The organism is Indolivaga macrotermitis (genome assembly GCF_900128985.1).
Lineage (GTDB): Bacteria > Bacteroidota > Bacteroidia > Bacteroidales > Dysgonomonadaceae > Dysgonomonas_A > Dysgonomonas_A macrotermitis.
Window position 1 is genome coordinate 13,142 of record NZ_FQUC01000013.1, and the last position, 18,314, is coordinate 31,455.

Annotated in this window: 17 protein-coding genes; 14 read left to right on the top strand and 3 right to left on the bottom strand. The window is 37.9% G+C overall.

The features are described from left to right. Window positions 1-17: 17 nt before the first annotated feature. Both serB and BUC12_RS14925 read left to right on the top strand, forming a co-directional pair. Window positions 18-1,241, top strand: a complete 1,224-nt coding sequence (serB, locus tag BUC12_RS14920) for a phosphoserine phosphatase SerB (protein ID WP_062181043.1) — start codon at window positions 18-20, stop codon at window positions 1,239-1,241. A 242-nt stretch (window positions 1,242-1,483) separates the two neighbouring features. Then, window positions 1,484-2,125: a LysE family translocator gene (locus BUC12_RS14925; protein WP_062181046.1), complete on the top strand. Its 642-nt coding sequence runs from the start codon at window positions 1,484-1,486 to the stop codon at window positions 2,123-2,125. A 154-nt stretch (window positions 2,126-2,279) separates the two neighbouring features. Here the strand turns inward: BUC12_RS14925 and BUC12_RS14930 are convergent, their stop codons facing one another. Further along, window positions 2,280-2,828, bottom strand: a complete 549-nt coding sequence (locus BUC12_RS14930; RefSeq protein WP_062181049.1) for a hypothetical protein — start codon at window positions 2,826-2,828, stop codon at window positions 2,280-2,282. Between the two features lie 402 nt (window positions 2,829-3,230). Between BUC12_RS14930 and BUC12_RS14935 the strand changes: the two genes are divergently transcribed. The 9 genes from BUC12_RS14935 (at window position 3,231) to BUC12_RS14975 (ending at window position 13,494) form a co-directional block, all read left to right on the top strand. Further along, a complete protein-coding gene (locus tag BUC12_RS14935; RefSeq protein ID WP_062181052.1) occupies window positions 3,231-3,950 on the top strand; it encodes an NUDIX hydrolase in 720 nt (239 codons plus the stop codon). Between the two features lie 139 nt (window positions 3,951-4,089). Continuing rightward, window positions 4,090-5,565 (top strand): xylulokinase, encoded by a 1,476-nt coding sequence (locus BUC12_RS14940; protein ID WP_062181055.1) that lies wholly within the window; start codon window positions 4,090-4,092, stop codon window positions 5,563-5,565. Between the two features lie 134 nt (window positions 5,566-5,699). Beyond that, window positions 5,700-7,019, top strand: coding sequence for a xylose isomerase (xylA, locus tag BUC12_RS14945; RefSeq protein WP_062181058.1), 1,320 nt, complete (start codon window positions 5,700-5,702; stop codon window positions 7,017-7,019). A 90-nt stretch (window positions 7,020-7,109) separates the two neighbouring features. Further along, window positions 7,110-8,672 carry a D-xylose transporter XylE gene (xylE, locus tag BUC12_RS14950; RefSeq protein ID WP_062181061.1) on the top strand — a complete coding sequence of 521 codons (1,563 nt, stop codon included), beginning with the start codon at window positions 7,110-7,112 and terminating at the stop codon, window positions 8,670-8,672. 164 nt (window positions 8,673-8,836) lie between these two features. Then, window positions 8,837-10,660 (top strand): ATP-binding protein, encoded by a 1,824-nt coding sequence (locus tag BUC12_RS14955; protein WP_062181064.1) that lies wholly within the window; start codon window positions 8,837-8,839, stop codon window positions 10,658-10,660. A 330-nt stretch (window positions 10,661-10,990) separates the two neighbouring features. Beyond that, window positions 10,991-12,355: a tRNA (N6-isopentenyl adenosine(37)-C2)-methylthiotransferase MiaB gene (gene miaB / locus BUC12_RS14960; RefSeq protein WP_062181068.1), complete on the top strand. Its 1,365-nt coding sequence runs from the start codon at window positions 10,991-10,993 to the stop codon at window positions 12,353-12,355. A gap of 150 nt (window positions 12,356-12,505) precedes the next feature. Then, the gene (locus BUC12_RS14965) at window positions 12,506-12,709 is read left to right on the top strand and encodes a YtxH domain-containing protein (protein WP_062181071.1); all 204 of its coding nucleotides are present in this window, start codon (window positions 12,506-12,508) and stop codon (window positions 12,707-12,709) included. Next, on the top strand, window positions 12,699-13,085 hold the full coding sequence (locus BUC12_RS14970) for a phage holin family protein (RefSeq protein WP_062181075.1): 387 nt from the start codon (window positions 12,699-12,701) through the stop codon (window positions 13,083-13,085). Before BUC12_RS14965 ends, BUC12_RS14970 begins: the two co-directional genes overlap by 11 nt. Next, window positions 13,075-13,494 (top strand): hypothetical protein, encoded by a 420-nt coding sequence (locus BUC12_RS14975; protein ID WP_062181078.1) that lies wholly within the window; start codon window positions 13,075-13,077, stop codon window positions 13,492-13,494. The genes BUC12_RS14970 and BUC12_RS14975 overlap by 11 nt, the downstream gene beginning before the upstream one ends. A gap of 51 nt (window positions 13,495-13,545) precedes the next feature. On the opposite strand, the gene BUC12_RS14980 is transcribed toward BUC12_RS14975, so the two are convergent. Then, window positions 13,546-15,033, bottom strand: coding sequence for an acetyl-CoA hydrolase/transferase family protein (locus tag BUC12_RS14980; RefSeq protein ID WP_062181081.1), 1,488 nt, complete (start codon window positions 15,031-15,033; stop codon window positions 13,546-13,548). Window positions 15,034-15,077: 44 nt separating this feature from the next. Further along, entirely contained in the window at window positions 15,078-15,545 is a 468-nt protein-coding gene (locus BUC12_RS14985) for a hypothetical protein (protein WP_062181084.1), read from the bottom strand. A 320-nt stretch (window positions 15,546-15,865) separates the two neighbouring features. On the opposite strand from BUC12_RS14985, the gene BUC12_RS14990 reads away from it, so the two are divergent. Genes BUC12_RS14990 through BUC12_RS15000 form a run of 3 tightly spaced genes read left to right on the top strand, consistent with a single transcriptional unit; the run spans window position 15,866 to window position 18,139 of the window. Next, complete coding sequence (locus tag BUC12_RS14990; RefSeq protein ID WP_062181087.1) at window positions 15,866-16,969, top strand: PCMD domain-containing protein; 1,104 nt, start codon at window positions 15,866-15,868, stop codon at window positions 16,967-16,969. Window positions 16,970-16,995: 26 nt separating this feature from the next. Next, window positions 16,996-17,745 (top strand): porin family protein, encoded by a 750-nt coding sequence (locus BUC12_RS14995; protein WP_062181090.1) that lies wholly within the window; start codon window positions 16,996-16,998, stop codon window positions 17,743-17,745. A 1-nt stretch (window position 17,746) separates the two neighbouring features. After that, window positions 17,747-18,139: an energy transducer TonB gene (locus BUC12_RS15000; RefSeq protein ID WP_062181093.1), complete on the top strand. Its 393-nt coding sequence runs from the start codon at window positions 17,747-17,749 to the stop codon at window positions 18,137-18,139. Window positions 18,140-18,314 lie beyond the last annotated feature (175 nt).

Sequence of the window (18,314 nt, forward strand, 5' to 3'; positions counted from 1 at the left end):
ATACACTTCCTTCCGAAATGGAGAAAACAGAAATTATCCTAGTTCGCATATCAGGACAAGACCGTCCGGGTGTAACTACTGCACTTACCGGTATTTTAGGGCATTACAATGCTACGATTCTGGATATAGGCCAAGCCAATATTCACCATTCGCTATCTTTGGCTATTGTTTTCGAATCGGAAACCAGTCAATCGGGCTATATTCTGAAAGACCTTCTGTTTAAAGCCGATGAACTTGGAGTCAACGTCCGTTTTTCCCACCTCAGCAAAGAAGACTATTCCACTTGGGTAAACCTTCAAGGTAAGAACCGTTATACAGTCACCATTCTCGGGAAAGAACTTAACGGAACACAGATTTCCCTCGTATCTCAGGTCTTGTTAGATAATAAGCTGAATATTGAGAAGATAAACCGTCTTACAGCACGTATTCCTATAAATAAAAAAGACCGTATAGGCAGGTCATGTATCGAATTATCGATCAGGGGAACTGTAGAAAGTTTTAAAGACCTGCAAAGGGACTTTATGCGCTTATCTTCTCTTCATCAGATAGATATAGCATTTCAGGAAGAAAGTATGTATCGACGCATGCGCCGTCTGATCTGTTTCGATATGGATTCGACACTGATACAAACCGAAGTTATAGACGAACTGGCCGACCGTGCCGGAGTAGGTGAAGAAGTCAGAGCTATAACCGAATCTGCCATGCGTGGAGAAATAGACTTTTCGGAAAGCTTCAAACGACGGGTCGGACTTTTAAAAGGCTTAGACGAATCGGTAATGAAAGATATTGCCGAAAATCTTCCTATTACAGACGGAATGGTACGCCTGGTACGTATACTAAAGAAAAGCGGATACAAAATAGCTATCCTATCAGGAGGATTTACCTATTTTGGCAATTACCTGAAAGAAAAATATGGTTTTGATTATGTTTATGCCAACGAACTCGAAATTGCGGATGGCAAGCTTACAGGAAACCATGTGGGAGATATTGTAGATGGTAAACGTAAAGCCGAATTACTACGTCTTATTGCTCAAGTAGAGAAAGTTGACCTTAAACAAACTGTAGCTGTCGGCGACGGAGCAAATGACTTGCAGATGCTGGCTACCGCAGGCTTGGGAATCGCTTTTCATGCAAAGCCTAAAGTGAAGGCCAATGCACAGCAATCGTTATCAACAGTAGGTCTCGACGGTATTCTATACTTTTTAGGATACAGGGACTCAATGCTTGAAGGTGATTATTAACAATGAGACCATTAATAATATATAATCTCGCCGGATTCAATAATAAAGGAATCCGGCGATTCTTTTTGCTAATATTTAAAGCTCTGATTCACTGAAAGAAGGTCTTTTTTTAATAAGGTAAGCACCGGAAAACTAATAAATGTGATGCGTTAATATAGCCTAATGCAAGGTATATTTTTGCAGGATTCTTACATTTTGGTAGTATATTTGTTTGTTAAACTATAAGACAGAAGTTTATTACAATGTTCGATATAGTAGTAAAAGGAATACTGATCGGTATCCTCGTATCGGCTCCAATGGGACCTATTGGGGTACTATGTGTTCAGCGAACGCTGAATGAGGGCAGAACCCACGGATTTATATCCGGCTTGGGAGCTACCTTCTCCGATTTGCTATATGCCATCATTACAGGCTTAGGTATCAGTTTTATTTTAGACTTTATTCAAGCCAACCATTATCCATTGCAGATTGTCGGAAGCATTCTGCTTATGGGTGCAGGTTATTATATATATAGGTCCAACCCTGCGCGGACACTAAAAAAACAATGTAAAGAAAAGTCCACTGCCATTTGGCAAAACTTCATATCTTCTTTTTTCATTAATCTCGCAAACATTGGCATTCTGTTTTTCTTCATAGCCATGTTTGCCCGGTTTAACTTTATTGATCCAATAGATTCAACAAAAAATTTCGTCGGAATACTATCTATTGGATTAGGAACGGTTATCTGGTGGCTAGGTGTTTCTACAGTAGTAGATAAGGTACGAAATATCTTTAATCCGCGGGGACTAAAGATATTCAATAATATTTTGGGTGTAATACTGTTCATTATAGGGGTTGTAGGCTTATTAACCAGTACTGTAAGCCTGATAGAGCTTTACGCATAAACAAGCTTCTCCATTCAAAAAGTACAATAAATAAATCCGCCCCCGGATTACTCTTAATCTCTTGGAGCGGATGTGAAAGGAGTATTTCTTTTTGATAAAATAAATAATTATCCTTTCAAGAACAGATAGCTAACTTTTAGTTTAAATTCTGACATTACCGTCTGTTATTGGACTTACTCTGATTGTTAGACGATTGCCTATCATTATTACTGTTCTTTGTATTATTCTGTTTTGTACTATTCTGTTTTTGGTTTTTATTATTAGAAACCTGGTTATTGTCTACCCACGATCTGGTATTGTTTCTACTTTGGTTATATTTCGTATCACTGGTATTACGAATAGAAATCTGCGTTTTATTTCCTTTATAATTGGAATACTCTTTTTTATGGGTCTTGTTTTGCAACCAAGGCTGTTTTTCATTTACCACAACCTTATACATATTGTAGAAATCGTATCTACTATACTTATTAGGAAGGTATTGATTAGATATCCATTTAGACCCTGATAAATAATAGAACAAAGAATTGGTTACATCAAAATAGATATTCAAGTCCGGAAAATAATAATAACCTGCATAATCATATCCGGAAGGTCCCCATGCCGGTTGATTACCAATGTTAATATTTACATTCACCTGAGCATTCGCTGTATTAAAGGAATTTACCGATAATATAATTGCTAAAATAAAAATAATCTTCTTCATGACTGTTAGCGTTTTATTGATTTATAATTCAAAAGAAGTATTATTTGATTTCCGGTACAACAGTTATCGACCGATAGGCAGTTATAATCGATAAAAGGCAGTACTAAAACCTATATTGATTAGAAATAATAACGATAAAAAACTACAGTTCCGTTATTGTCAAAATTAACAAAAAAATTAAGGGCTATATACATACCTACTTCATCACAAAGTCCCTGATAATTAGCTATATCTTAATGTATATCATACAATATACACACTAACACTTATTGTAATAGACATGATATTTAATAAGCTGATTTACATTTGATTAACTTTAAAATAAACACAAAACATACTTGTACAAACAAAAATTTCACTTATATTTGCTTGTACCAAGAATCGAAAAGAGTTGATATTACCATGAAAACAAATTTTATACACACCTATGTATCGGTAGACTGCGTAGTCTTTGGTTTCGACGATAACCAACTTGACATACTTCTGGTACAACGCAACGAGGAAAGTGACAACCTTGTAGACCTAAAACTACCCGGGAGCCTCATTTATGATGACGAAGATGTAGACGATGCTGCTCAACGGGTTCTGTTTGAATTGACGGGAATCAAGAAGATGACATTAAAGCAATTCCGTTGCTTTGCATCGCCCGAGAGAGCCAATAACCCCAATGATATAAAATGGCTCGACAAAGAATACAAACCCGACATCAACAGGTTAATAACCGTAGCATACCTGTCGTTATGTAAAATAGACCGGAAATTAAACAACATATCCAAATACAAAAATTCTCAGTGGTGTCCGATAAACAAATTGCCTAAGATGCCATTCGACCACAATCAAATCGTAAAAGAATCGTTAGCCGAAATAAGGAAATGGATAGAAGCCGAACCGGCAATCATATTCGAACTGCTGCCGCAGAAATTTACAATCAGCCAGATTCACCGGTTATACGAAGCCGTTTACGACAAAAAAATCGACATACGCAATTTCCATAAGAAGATAGCCATTATGCCCTATGTAATTGCTTTAGAAGAAAAGCAGAAAGACGTATCGCACCGGGCCGCACGGTACTATAAATTTGACAAGGTTACATACAATAAACGTAAAACCAACATACAGTAGGTCTCAGACCTTTTTATTGGTTTTGTTAGTAAAACAACAATAACCTGCTATATGCCGGAAATACGTCATTCAAGACTTACTGTTACTTAATATTATAAAACTAATCTTTATTAGATAACCTGAAAATATCAAAAAGCATATGTATTTATTAGGATACGACATTGGTAGTTCGTCCGTTAAGGCTTGTCTGGTAGAAGCCAACACGGGAAAAATCGTTGCTTCGGACTTCTTTCCGAAAGAGGAAATGGCTATCACTGCAGTAAAAGCAGGATGGGCTGAACAAGCTCCCGAAGACTGGTGGGCAAACCTGAAACTGGCTCATGCGTCTGTCATTCAGCAGTCGCAGGTAAAAGCCGAAGATATTAAAGCAATCGGTATTACATGGCAAATGCACGGATTGGTACTTGTAGATAAAGACCAGAATGTGCTACGCCCTTCTATCATCTGGTGCGATAGTCGTGCTGTACCATACGGTGAGAAAGCATTCAAAGCAATCGGTGAAGAAAAATGCCTGTCACATCTGCTTAACTCTCCCGGAAACTTTACAGCATCTAAACTTGCCTGGGTAAAAGAGAACGAACCCGAAGTATTTGATAAAATAGACAAATTGATGTTACCCGGAGATTATATTGCCATGAAACTATCCGGCAATATATCTATGACGATAGAAGGACTTTCGGAAGGAATGTTCTGGGATTTCAAAACTCAGTCGGTATCCGAAGATATATTGTCTTATTATGGAATACCTAAAAGTTTTATTCCAGAGATCAAACCTATATTCGGCCTTCAGGGAGAAGTATCTGCGCAAGCTGCCAAAGAACTGGGGTTGAAAGAAGGTATTCCCCTCACCTATCGTGCAGGTGATCAGCCCAACAATGCAGCATCGCTGAATGTATTCAACCCCGGAGAAATAGCATCTACCGCCGGAACATCGGGTGTAGTATACGGAGTACTTGATAAACTAGACTATGATAAGAAATCGCGTGTAAATACTTTTGCGCACGTTAATTATACTCCAGATCAGACCCGTTTGGGAGTATTACTATGTATCAATGGCACAGGAATTCTCAACTCTTGGCTCAGACGTAATCTGGCTGTCGAAGGACTATCGTACAATGATATGAATAATCTGGCTGCCCAATCTCCTATCGGATCAAAAGGCTTATCGGTTATTCCTTTCGGAAACGGAGCGGAAAGAGTATTGGAAAACAAAGAAGTTGATTGCTCGATACACGGTATCAACTTCAACATACATACTAAAGCCGATTTACTTCGTGCCGGACAGGAAGGTATCGTTTTCTCTTATGAGTACGGAATGGAAATCATGAAAGAAATGGGTATGAATATCCACCTTATCCGTGCCGGATATGCCAATATGTTCCTCAGCCCGGTATTTGCCCAAACGCTGGCAAGTGTAAGCGGTGCTACAATCGAGTTATTTAATACCGACGGTGCAGCTGGTGCAGCCAAAGCAGCAGGGATGGGGGCAGGTATTTATGCATCGAACGAAGAAGCCTTTGCATCACTAATCAAAATATCTGTTATTGAGCCTGAGGCTGACAAGAAAACTCAGTACCGTGATGCGTACGAAAAATGGAAATCCCTGATAAAATAAATAATCTATATCATTAATAAATGTAAGTCTTTAATGATACATTTCAGAACATAACAACTTATCCTTATTGCACTTACAAAATAATAAAGAGGTCTGAGACCTTAATTGTTTCATTTAAAATTTAAAGAATAACCATGGCTACAAAAGAATTTTTCCCTGGTATCGGTAAAATCAAATTTGAAGGTAAAGACAGTAAAAACCCAATGGCTTTCCATTACTATGATCCTGAAAAACTGGTGAACGGTAAAAAAATGAAAGACTGGTTGAAATTTGCTATGGCTTGGTGGCACACGCTTTGTGCTGAAGGCGGCGACCCATTCGGTCCCGGAACTAAAACTTTCCCCTGGGGTGAAGGTGCTACTGCTCTAGACAAAGCTAAAGCTAAAATGGATGCCGGATTCGAATTCATGCAAAAGATCGGTATCGAATACTATTGCTTCCACGATGTGGATTTGATCGACGAAGCCGATACTATCGAAGAATATGAAGCTAATCTGAAAGCAATTACTGCTTATGCAAAACAAAAACAAGCTGAAACAGGTATTAAACTATTGTGGGGTACTGCTAATGTATTCAGTCACAAACGTTATATGAATGGTGCTGCAACTAATCCTAACTTCGATGTAGTTGCCCGTGCTGCCATCCAGATTAAAAATGCAATTGATGCTACTATCGAGCTTGGGGGTACAAACTATGTATTCTGGGGTGGACGCGAAGGTTATATGTCTATCTTAAATACTGACCAACAACGCGAAAAAGACCATTTGGCTCAAATGTTGAAGATTGCGCGTGACTATGCCCGTGCTAAAGGATTCAAGGGAACCTTCCTTATCGAACCTAAACCGATGGAACCAACTAAACATCAATACGACTATGATGTTGAAACAGTAATCGGATTCCTTCGTCATCACGGATTAGACAAAGACTTTAAGATCAATATCGAGGTAAACCATGCTACATTGGCAGGCCATACGTTCGAACATGAACTGGCTTGTGCTGTTGATGCAGGAATGTTAGGTTCTATAGATGCCAACCGTGGCGATTATCAAAACGGATGGGATACAGACCAGTTCCCTATCGACCAATTCGAGTTAGTACACGCATACATCCAGATTATCCGTAACGGTGGTCTTGGCAACGGAGGTACAAACTTCGATGCGAAAACCCGCCGTAATTCTACTGACCTTGAAGATATCTTCATTGCTCACATTACAGGTATGGATGTGATGGCTCGTGCTTTGGAAAATGCAGCACAGTTATTAAATGAATCGCCATACTCTCAAATGTTGAAAGACCGTTATGCATCTTTCGATTCCGGTAAAGGTAAGGAATTCGAAACAGGCAAACTAAGTCTTGAAGATCTTGTAGCTCACGCTAAACAAGCCGGAGAGCCTAAACAAATCAGTGGAAAACAAGAGCTTTACGAAGCCATTGTAAACATGTATACTAAATAATTATCCAGAGATAAAGTGCAGGACTGCCGAAAGTAGCCCTGCACTTCGTTTTAATAACCACAAACAGGTCTTAGACCTAATAACCACCATATGAAAAACGAAGCTAGTAAATCATATGCCTTTGGGATTACGTTGATCGCAACTCTCGGAGGTCTGTTATTCGGATACGATACAGCCGTCATATCCGGAACTGTGGAGTCGCTGCGGCATTTCTTCATCGATCCGATGGGATTATCTCCTTTCGAAGCAAGTGCGATGGAAGGATTTGTTGTCAGTAGCGCCCTTATAGGCTGTATTGTGGGAGCCGCTATTGCAGGCTGGCTGAGCCAGCGTTTCGGGCGCAGGCCTGCCCTGTTTGCCGCTGCCGTATTATTCTTTCTTGCTGCTATCGGTTCGGCATGGCCCGAAGTAGGTTTCCGCATGCCCGATGCCGGAGACCATACATTTGTATATCATTTTGTATTCTACCGTATATTAGGCGGTGTAGGAGTAGGTATTGCCTCTATGGTTTCACCAATGTATATTGCTGAGATTGCACCTCCTGCTAAACGGGGTAGTCTGGTTGCACTCAATCAATTTGCTATTATCTTTGGTATGTTGGTTGTATATTTTGTAAATTACTTTATTGCAAAACAAGATACCGGCACCGGCGAATGGTTACATTCGGTAGGCTGGAGATACATGTTTGCCTCTTTAGCTATTCCTTCGGGATTGTTTTTCCTTTTACTTTTCTTTGCCCCCGAAACTCCGAGGTGGCTGGTGATGAGAGGTAAAACCGAAAAGGCACATGGAATCTTAACCAAGCTTGTAGGATCAACCGAAGCTAATAACGAAATCAAAGAGATTAAGCATAGTTTTGAACGTGACCAAGAAGCATCTCTAAAACCATATTATAAATTTATGATGACATGGTTGGTGCTATTCGTTGTAGGATACCTTATTCTTCAACTCGCTCAGGTTTCGAGCGCATTGGAGATTGCCATGATCGGAAGTTTCCTTGTAGCCTTGTTTGTACCTATCAAGTCATACGGATTTGCTATTATTATAACAGGTATTCTACTTTCGGCATTCCAGCAATTTGTGGGTATCAATGTTGTGCTGTATTACGCTCCCGAGATATTCAAGAGTATGGGAGCCGATACCGACAGTTCGCTACTTCAAACCATTATTGTAGGGGTAGTCAACCTGTCATTCACAACATTGGCTATACTTACAGTTGATAAGTTCGGGCGTAAACCTCTACTGATAACAGGAGCTTTGGTTATGGCTGTATCTATGCTGGGCTTAGGTTCTGCTTTTGCTGCCGATCTTTCCGGTACACTTAAGTTGATATTCATGCTTACATATACAGCAGGTTTCGCCATGTCTTGGGGACCGGTATGCTGGGTTATGCTTGCCGAGATATTTCCGAACTCGGTACGTTCAGCTGTTATGTCCATTGCCGTGGCTGCCCAATGGGTTTCTAACTTCCTTGTGTCGTGGACATTCCCGATTATGGATAAGAACGAAACATTGGTAAATTCATTCAATCACGGATTTTCATACTGGGTATATGGCGCACTGGCTATAGTAGCTGCCTTATTCGTATGGAAAAAAATTCCTGAAACCAAAGGAAAAACTCTGGAGGATATGGAGCAATTGTGGAAGAAGTAAGTTTCTCATTTATTATCATTTTAATTGTATAGAGAGAACTAGCTTTTATAACCAGTTCTCTCTATATTATTACTATGAATAGATGAAATTCAATTTGTTTCTAAACCTCATAACTGTTAAAACATCTTATATTTGTAAATTCACTATATCAATTAAAAGATTCAATGATTGTAAATATAATAAATAACGGAAGAATACTAAAAGATAGTTTTAATATATTATTACCTGACTTAACAATCTTAACAGGTGAAAATGGTTCCGGAAAGACTCAACTACTAATGTCAATTATAGAGAACTCTCATGGATACTGGGAATTGCAAAATACTACAACATCGAATATCCCCAATACAAATCCTCAATTAATCTACCCTGTTTTAAGTAATGACGGTAGAGAACTGAAAGATATAATTTATTCCTTTCCTGGTTTAAAAACTGCTGAAATTGAGCATCATCAATATCAAAAGCCTCTCATTCAAGATATAAAAGAACAATGGAATATACTAAACCCCATTTCAAAATCATACATACTCATTAAAGATCAAACATTTGATAATGATATCAATAAAGAATTGATGATACTAAATCAATCTATTGTAAATTTTGCCAAATCTCTAACAACAGACAACACTCGGTTATCTGATTCACAAGTAAAAAAAGTATCAGAACACCAACTTAAGCAATTAAAAAAAATTAGTATCCAATCTAATAAATCAATAGAAAATCTAACATTTATCGATTTTATAATCTTTTACGATCTCCCAACAAACATATTTTCGTCTGCCTTGGACTTGCTATTCCATCAGTTCCATCTTAAACAAAAATATTATAAAGAGCTAACAATCAACACTCCACCCCCTTGGGTAGTTTTTTATAATATATTAGAGAAAGCTAATTTCAAATATAGGGCTGAATACATTCCTTCTGAAAATGAGGAGTTTCCTTCTCCTGTTAACCTTATTGACAAGGAGAATGGTATGAGCAATGTTTATTTTGAGACTCTCTCTTCTGGAGAAAAAACTATTATGGCTTTAATTTTTGTCCTTTATCATTCATCCAGTAATGGAAAGTTCCCTGAGGTAATACTATTTGATGAACCAGATGCTCACCTCCATCCCTCGTTGACACAACTATTCCTTTCTGTAATAGAGAAAGTTTTAGTTGAAGAACAAAAAGTTAAAGTAATGCTAACGACACATTCTCCATCTACTATTGCCTTAGCTCCTGATGATTCAATATATAGGATGGATCGTACTTTGGGCTATCCTGTTAAAGAGAATAAAAACACAGCAATTCAAAGTCTCAGTAATGGACTTGCTTCAGTAACTATTGAATATGGAAACTTAGGTATTTCATACAATTTACAAAACACAACAAAACATATTGTTTTTACGGAAGGAATAACTGATAAAATAATTCTTGAAATTGCATGGAAAAAACTTTATAATAACAAAGAGATGCCATTTTTTATTCAAGATTCCTTTTCAGCTAGCTTTTTAGGAAATATGTTTAATCAAGGGGATCAAGATCCAGATGGAATTTTCATTCAATTTCCAGAGAAAATAAAGATTGCATTATTTGATTTTGATCAGGCAGGCTATAGTAATTGGAATAGGGAAAAAAAATTTCCATCATTAGAAGAAACTGACCCTACAAGATGTTTAGTTCGATCTAATAAAAAAAATGGTTATCTATTACTCTTACCAGTTCCAGATGATGACGAGATAAAGAAGTTAGTAATAAAAAATAAAAATGAAACATTTGAAGACAAATCAAATTTAACTATTGAATCTTTATTTCTAAATGTTCCCCTATTTAAAGAAACTTACTTTATCAAAGAATCGGTACTCGGAGGAGGAAGTATATATTTGTTCAAGGGTGATAAACGCAAATTTGCAAAGAATCTAACAAACTTAGCACCCTCATATTTTAAAGAATTTCATCCACTTTTTGCAAAAATAGAGTATATAATTAATCAAAAAACTGATTAATTATAATGTATACAATCCCAAAGAATTTTTAAGACTTATTTATTTGCAAGATAAATAAGTCTTCTTTTATCTATATACAAAACCACGATATGACAGAAAATAATATAAATTCAATATTACACGTTACATTTGTAACTTTTCGGAGCAAATCAACTGATAACAAACCCGATACAGGGGTGACACTTAAGGTGACAGTGTCACTTTTATGTCACCTTTCAGTAACCCTGTTGTCACTTTTGTAAACATATTCGAAGATTGATTAACATTATATCTGATGCAAATAGGTTATCTTTGTCGCCGATTTACTATACAATTTTATAAAGAAATATTATGAGCAACGAACAAGGACTGGACTTTAAATCCACGACTGACAAAAAATTGTTCATCGAAACCTATGGTTGCCAGATGAACGTAGCCGACAGTGAGGTAGTAGCCTCCGTGATGCAAATGGATGGTTATTCCGTAACCGACAAACTCGAAGATGCTGACGCAGTATTCGTAAATACCTGTTCGGTCAGAGACAATGCTGAGCAAAGAGTTATACAGCGTTTAGAGTATTTCCATGCCATCAAGCGGAAGAAAAACAAAGATCTGATCATTGGTGTTCTGGGATGTATGGCCGAGCGGGCTAAAGAAGAACTGCTGGATAAGCATCATGCCGATGTAGTAGTAGGACCTGATGCATACCTAGACCTGCCGAATCTGGTTGGAGCTGCCGAACGTGGCGAGAAAGCCATCAATGTGCAATTATCTAAAACAGAAACTTACAAAGACGTTATCCCCCTCAAAATAGGAGGAAACCATATCTCAGGATATATTTCCATTATGCGTGGATGCGATAAAGTATGTACATATTGTATTGTACCTTACACGAGAGGACGCGAACGCAGCCGTGATCCACAAAGTATCGTTAATGAATTGAACGACCTGAAGGAAAAAGGGTTTAAAGAAGTAACCCTACTTGGTCAGAATGTAAACTCGTACCGTTTCGAAGATGAAGAGGGGAAGATTACAGACTTCACCGCGCTATTAGAACTGGTAGCATTAGCTGCTCCTAAGATGCGTATCCGTTTCACAACCTCCTATCCAACTGATATGACCGACGCTACTCTGGAAATGATAGCTAAGTATGATAACCTATGTAAGTTTATCCACTTACCGGTACAGTCGGGAAGTACCCGTATGCTGGGTATTATGAAACGTAAATACGACCGCGAATTATATCTCGACCGTATAGCTGCTATCAAACGTATTATTCCCGGTTGCGGTCTGTCGACCGACATTATGTGCGGATACCATTCCGAAACAGAAGAGGATCAGCAGGAAACGTTGTCTCTGATGAGGGAATCAGGATTTGATTCTGCTTTTATGTTCAAATATTCGGAACGTCCCGGTACATATGCTGCTAAGAAACTTGTAGATGATATTCCTGAAGATGTCAAGATCGAACGTCTTCAAGAAATAATAAACTTACAAAACGAGCTTTCTCTCGAGAGTAACAAACGCGACGTAGGCAAGGTATTTGAAGTACTGGTAGAAGGATTCTCGAAACGCTCTAAAGAACAGCTTTTCGGACGTTCATCGCAGAATAAAGTGATTATATTTGACAAAGGTAACCACCGTATAGGCGAATTGGTAAATGTGAGAGTAACGGGAAATACATCTGCAACCCTTTTTGGTGAAGCGATTGATTAAATTCCGATAATTAACAAAGGTTAATTATGTTGTTATTTTTACCGGAATATTACCAAAAAATATTACTTTAGATAAATACAAAAAACAAAACTAATCTAACTTTGTTAAGAACATATCAATAAGTTGTTACATATATAAAATTGAATTATAATGAAAAAATCGAATTCGAACTTACTTTTTCTTGCTATCGGTGCTGCTGTAGGTGCTGCCGCTGGTTATGTTGCAGCCTCTGATAAAAAAGAAGAATGGCTTAAAGAGATCAACAAACTTGTAGAAAAAGTTAAAAGCAATGTAAAAGGTTCGCACTCGAAAATCGAGGAGGAACTGGAAGACTTAGTAGAGGATGAAGATTGATAATAACGAAAAGAACGAATATCAAGACTTTACTGAACTCATAGATGAGTCAAAAGCAGACTTATCAAGCTATATAGATAAACGTTTGACCTTGGCTAAGCTCAAGGCCTACGAGAAAGGAGCAAGTGCTACTTCGTATATCATATATAGCTTGATAATAGCTGTTTTTATCTTGATCCTGTTTGCTTTATTCCTTTTCGGCTTAGCCCTCTTGATAGGAGAAGCATTACATAATTATTCGGCAGGATTCGGTGTACTTATCCTTATCATATTGGCTATGTTGGGTTTGACATTCCTTTTCCGGAGGCCACTACGCAGATTCTTTGTCAATATGACTGTTCGTACAATCAAGAAAATAGAAGACGATGAAGACTAAATTATCCCCGCTTGAACAATTGCGCGAAGAAAAAGCCCGTTTAGCGAGTGAATGCGCTGAGCAGGAAGAGATATTATTAGAGCGTCTCGGATATGCACGTGACAATTGGGGACGATTGCTTCTCGGTACTGTCTTTCCTGTTTCTAAATCAGGACTGGCCGGTATATTCTCTTTATTTACCAGTGGTGGCGGAAAGAAATCCAAGAAGAAAAAGAATACCGAAGACGAAGAGGAGGACGAAAACGAATCTTCAAGCATAAGTTTTGGACCTATACTTTTGAGTGCGGCTCCCTTGATATGGGAAATGATACAACCGATGGTTATAGGGCTTGTGGTAAAGAAAGTGCAATCTCTCTTTTCCAGAAAGAAGAAACCGAAAGTTACCAAAAAGAAAAAGGTCTCAGAATAATTAATACTGAGACCTTTTTTATTATACTTATCAGACTATAATGTCTTTGTCTTACTTATTTTCCCACTTTACATTACGCATATCTCCCGTTTCAAGGAATGCTTTATGAAATGCATAGCAATTATAAATATCCAGAGGTGTTTGACCTTGAACATTATTGTTCAGATACTCACGTAATAGGGGTCTGTATTCGGGATGTGCGCACTTTTCAATAATCTCTTCGGCACGTTGCCTTGGAGATTTTCCCCGAAGGTCTGCAACTCCATATTCAGAAATAATGATCTTAACAGAATGTTCGCTATGGTCTTCATGAGCTACAGAAGGAACAAATGCACTGATCTTTCCGTCTTTTGCAGTAGATGGTGTAACAAAGATAGAAACATAAGATCCTCTGGTGAAATCACCTGAACCACCGATACCATTCATCATTTTCGTACCCATTACATGAGTTGAATTGATATTTCCGAAGATATCCGCTTCTAATGCTGTATTAATTGCAATAACACCTAAACGGCGAACGACCTCCTGATTGTTAGAAATTTCGGAAGGACGAAGAACTATTCTTTCTTTAAAGAACTCAAGGTTCTTATAAACTTTTTCGATACAAGGATTACTTACGGTTAAAGAACATCCGCTCGCAAATTTAATACGACCTGACTCCATTAGGTCAATAACTGCATCCTGAATAACTTCTGTATAAACTTCAAAGTCCGGAATTTCTTTACTTTCGCCCATTGCAGCCAATACTGCATTTGCTATATTACCTACACCAGACTGTACGGGAAGAAATGTTTTCGGCATACGGCCTTCAGCCATTTCTTTGATAAAGAAGTTAGCAACATTATTTCCTATCTTGGTAGTAACTTCATCTACCGGAGCAAAACTTCCACCCTCATTAGGGGTATTTGATTTCACAACTATTATTTTGCTAGGATCTACTTTAAGATGATCTTTGCCTATTCTATCGCGGACTGTGTATACAGGAATCTCCTGACGGTGAGGAGGGCTTGCTAACTCTACAATATCATGCATACCTCTCATCCCCTTAGGATTCCAGGTATTTAATTCTACAATCACAATTTTAGCCTTTTGAGCAATTGTTGGAGAGATGCCTACACCACATGTTGGAACGATTTCACCATCTTCTGTTACATCACATGCTTCGATAATTGCTATATCAACACCTCCTAAGAATCCATAACGGATTTCCTGAGCCAAAGACGAAAGATGCATATCGAAATAAGGAACTTCGCCCGAATTAATTGCACTTCTTAAATCTTTGTTAGTCTGATAAGGTGTTCTGAACTTAATTGCATGTGCTCTAGCTAATGCTCCATCAATTGAATCTCCTGTTGATGCTCCGGTAAACATTCCGATCTTGAACGGATTACCTTTCGCGTGTTCTGCTTCTGCAAGTTTAGCGATAGCAACAGGTACAACTTTGGGACATCCGGCGTGAGTAAAACCACTGAAACCTACATTATCTCCATTTTTGACAAGACTGGCAGCCTCGTCAGCACTCATAAACTTTAATGCCATTACTTTTGTTAATTGATTATTTTATTTTTTTCTAGTATAATAGTTTAATACTTACGTTCCAGTATAATGGAATGAATGAAAGCCCGTCTCAAATCCTCCTGAGTTTCGAGCTGTAAGTCAATTGAGCGACTTGCTTTCCCCTCATCTTGCGAAAACGCAATTCTCTCTTCCTTCTTCTCATTCTCCATTTGCTGAATTGCAGAAACACCTTCTTCCATATAATTATAACTGGCAACAGTAGGCACCGACTGGGGGAAAGACCTTTCTGTTGATAAAGGGGAATTAACCTCTACTGTGGAAGATTCCTGATTTTCGGTAGATAACCTTCTGGGACGTGAAAATGGTGCAGCACTGGGCTGAGCCTGTTCTTGATTTTGTTGCGAAGGAACCAATCGGGGACGAGGTTGAGTGAGAGCCCTCTCTTTATTCTTTTTTACTTCTTTTTGATAATTGCGGATAATACTAACTACCACTCCTATTGCAATAATACCATATATGATCAAATTCTCCATATACGAAGTTTTATATTCTCTGTTTCAGTAACTACGCAAAGTTACAAATTAAGTTCATTTACATAAAATAAAAAGCATAAAACATTTTATCATAATGATATAATTGACCAGACGACCTGTTAAAACAAAATCGTTAAAAGATTGTTAAATATATAAAGTTAAAAACACTATATAAAATAAGTATACCATATTACAGATATAAGTATCTTAATTTTGTAGTGGCTAATACTTCCTTTTCAATGATATTACAGTGGGTATCAGATCAACAATAACGTATTCGTGAATTAACATGTAGCCTAACTAACGATAATAATAACTATATGAAAACAAAGCTAATCCTATTCTTTTGTTGTCTAACAATTTCTTTCATCTCATGCATCAAGGATGAGCCCGAAAATATCGAAGCCGATATTCTCAGTTTCAGTTTCGAAGATTATCCTGAGATGAAGGCAATACCGAGTAAAGAGTCCAGTAAGATGGTATTCGAAATAACCGATACAACTATCGACATTACCCGGTTAATTCCTAAAATAGAAATATCGACAGGCGCAACGATCACTCCCTCGCCCGATATTGCTCAGGATTTTTCGGATACTGTTACTTACATCGTATCATCAGAAAATAAACGATGGTCGCGCTCCTATCAGGTATTAATTAAACAAATGATACCGCTTCATTTTTCTTTTGAAGATTGGGGTACGGCCGGAACAGGCATCATGAAATATCCGACACTGAGTGACGAAACATGGGCAAATGCGAATCCCGGTATAGCACTGGCAAAATTCGGAAGAGTAGACGAATACCCTACCCGGTCAACTACCGATGCTTACAATGGCGAATATGCTGCATTGCTGGAAACACAAAGAGGAGGAACCTACTTCGGCTTTAAGATCCCGATATTCTCAGGTTCGTTATTCAGAGGAAAATTCGGGTCTATAAATATGTCTGATTTTGCCAAGACCGTACAATTCGGACAACCTCACCCTCAGGAAAAAGGGCGTCCTATCATCTTTAAAGGATACTATAAGTATAAAGTGGGAGAACCATTCTATGATGAAAATGACAATATAGTACCCGGACGAATTGACGAATGTTCTATATATGCAGTCTTATATAAAATAACCAAAGGTGTTGCAGGAACTAAAGACGATGAATTTCTGGATGGAACTAATATCCTGACTTCGGACAAAATAGTGGCGACAGCTATACTAGCTGATAATAGTGCTAAAAGCGAATATACCTATTTCGAAATTCCGTTCAAATATAAAGAAGCCCCTAACTATTCTTTATACGATTACAAGTTGGCCGTTGTGTTTGCATCCAGTAAGGAAGGTGACTTCTATAGAGGAGCTATAGGTAGCACCCTGATAGTTGACGAAATAGAAGTTGTATGCCAGACATATTCGAGCCGAGACAAAGAATAATAGCAAACTTTTAGAAAGACAAACATATGACCAGATATATCAGCATTTTAATTGTTCTACTCGTTACCGCATCTGCTTACGGTTTCGATTTCAGAAAAGAAAATTTAGAACACAAAATAGTAGCCGGATTTAATTTTGGAGCAACTACTCCAACTTCTATCCCCCGCGAAATACGAAAAATAGAGGGATGGTGGCCACAATTTACCCCCCAGCTGGGTTATAATATTATCTATAACACCAGCGACAAATGGGCTGTAGGATCAGGTATATTACTCGATTACAAAGGTATGGGAGTGAGAGACCGCGTTAAATACCTTTATACCGAGGTCAAACTTGAAAAAGATGGTAATTATCTTACTGGGTACTTTACCGGAAAGAACGAGACTACCGTGAAAATGGCATATGTGACTATACCATTATACGCCCGGTTTAAGATAAATGACACATGGAATGTACGAGGTGGAGGGTATATGTCTTATGCTTATAGTACATCTTTCAAAGGTAAGGTTTGGGACGGATATATGAGAGCTCCGGATCCTACAGGTTCGGAGATTGTTATCGAAAACAAAGGAGATGCGACTTTTGACTTTGGAGACGATGTCAAAACATTTGACTTCGGAATTTTAGCCGGAGGTGAAATGAAAATCAATCAACGGTTCAATGTCTTCGGAACCTTTAACTGGGGTTTAACCCCTATTTTTCATAACAGCTTCAAAGCTGTTCCTTTCAAGATGCACAATATATATGTAACATTAGGGATATCTTATAATCTCTGATATGCATATTCCGTTTTTCAGAAGTAAAGCTGTATTTAAAGAAATACAGCTTTTTCTTTTTAGCCTACGTTTTCTTAACGGCAACACTGATCTAAAAGAATATATAGAAAATAACATCCGTTACCCAATGGCATCTCTCGATATGGAAATTGGAGGAAAGACCTTTCTTTCATTCTATGTCAATCCGGATAAAACAATATCTGATATAACAGTAGTGGAAGGAGTAGATCCGCTCATAGAAAAGGAATGTGAAAGAGTCATTAAAACAATGAGAGACATGTGGAATCCGGGAGCTATTGATGGTAAGAAAATACCAGTCTCTGTGACTATAGGAATCAACTTTGAAACTAAAGCCGTGATATATTATTCAAGACCCGGAAAAGAAGATTTATAAGGCGAATCAGTTGTTGAAGATGTTCTATATTTTGCTGTAATGATCTTTATAGATAGGTGACAATAACTAAACAGAGGTGACATTTGGCTGTTACCTGAGTGTCACTTTTGTCACCTTGCTATTGCGCTATAAATCAGTAAAATATTCTAAAAAAAGGTGACAAAGGTGACAAAAG

Excerpts from the sequence above, each read along its gene's own strand:
- BUC12_RS14940 (WP_062181055.1), top strand. The coding sequence starts at position 4,090 with ATGTATTTATTAGGATACGACATTGGTAGTTCGTCCGTTAAGGCTTGT.
- BUC12_RS14925 (WP_062181046.1), top strand. The coding sequence starts at position 1,484 with ATGTTCGATATAGTAGTAAAAGGAATACTGATCGGTATCCTCGTATCG.
- BUC12_RS15000 (WP_062181093.1), top strand. The coding sequence starts at position 17,747 with ATGCATATTCCGTTTTTCAGAAGTAAAGCTGTATTTAAAGAAATACAG.
- xylA (WP_062181058.1), top strand. The coding sequence starts at position 5,700 with ATGGCTACAAAAGAATTTTTCCCTGGTATCGGTAAAATCAAATTTGAA.
- miaB (WP_062181068.1), top strand. The coding sequence starts at position 10,991 with ATGAGCAACGAACAAGGACTGGACTTTAAATCCACGACTGACAAAAAA.
- serB (WP_062181043.1), top strand. The coding sequence starts at position 18 with ATGGAGAAAACAGAAATTATCCTAGTTCGCATATCAGGACAAGACCGT.
- BUC12_RS14965 (WP_062181071.1), top strand. The coding sequence starts at position 12,506 with ATGAAAAAATCGAATTCGAACTTACTTTTTCTTGCTATCGGTGCTGCT.
- xylE (WP_062181061.1), top strand. The coding sequence starts at position 7,110 with ATGAAAAACGAAGCTAGTAAATCATATGCCTTTGGGATTACGTTGATC.
- BUC12_RS14970 (WP_062181075.1), top strand. The coding sequence starts at position 12,699 with ATGAAGATTGATAATAACGAAAAGAACGAATATCAAGACTTTACTGAA.
- BUC12_RS14995 (WP_062181090.1), top strand. The coding sequence starts at position 16,996 with ATGACCAGATATATCAGCATTTTAATTGTTCTACTCGTTACCGCATCT.
- BUC12_RS14990 (WP_062181087.1), top strand. The coding sequence starts at position 15,866 with ATGAAAACAAAGCTAATCCTATTCTTTTGTTGTCTAACAATTTCTTTC.
- BUC12_RS14980 (WP_062181081.1), bottom strand. The coding sequence starts at position 15,033 with ATGGCATTAAAGTTTATGAGTGCTGACGAGGCTGCCAGTCTTGTCAAA.
- BUC12_RS14955 (WP_062181064.1), top strand. The coding sequence starts at position 8,837 with ATGATTGTAAATATAATAAATAACGGAAGAATACTAAAAGATAGTTTT.
- BUC12_RS14975 (WP_062181078.1), top strand. The coding sequence starts at position 13,075 with ATGAAGACTAAATTATCCCCGCTTGAACAATTGCGCGAAGAAAAAGCC.
- BUC12_RS14985 (WP_062181084.1), bottom strand. The coding sequence starts at position 15,545 with ATGGAGAATTTGATCATATATGGTATTATTGCAATAGGAGTGGTAGTT.
- BUC12_RS14935 (WP_062181052.1), top strand. The coding sequence starts at position 3,231 with ATGAAAACAAATTTTATACACACCTATGTATCGGTAGACTGCGTAGTC.
- BUC12_RS14930 (WP_062181049.1), bottom strand. The coding sequence starts at position 2,828 with ATGAAGAAGATTATTTTTATTTTAGCAATTATATTATCGGTAAATTCC.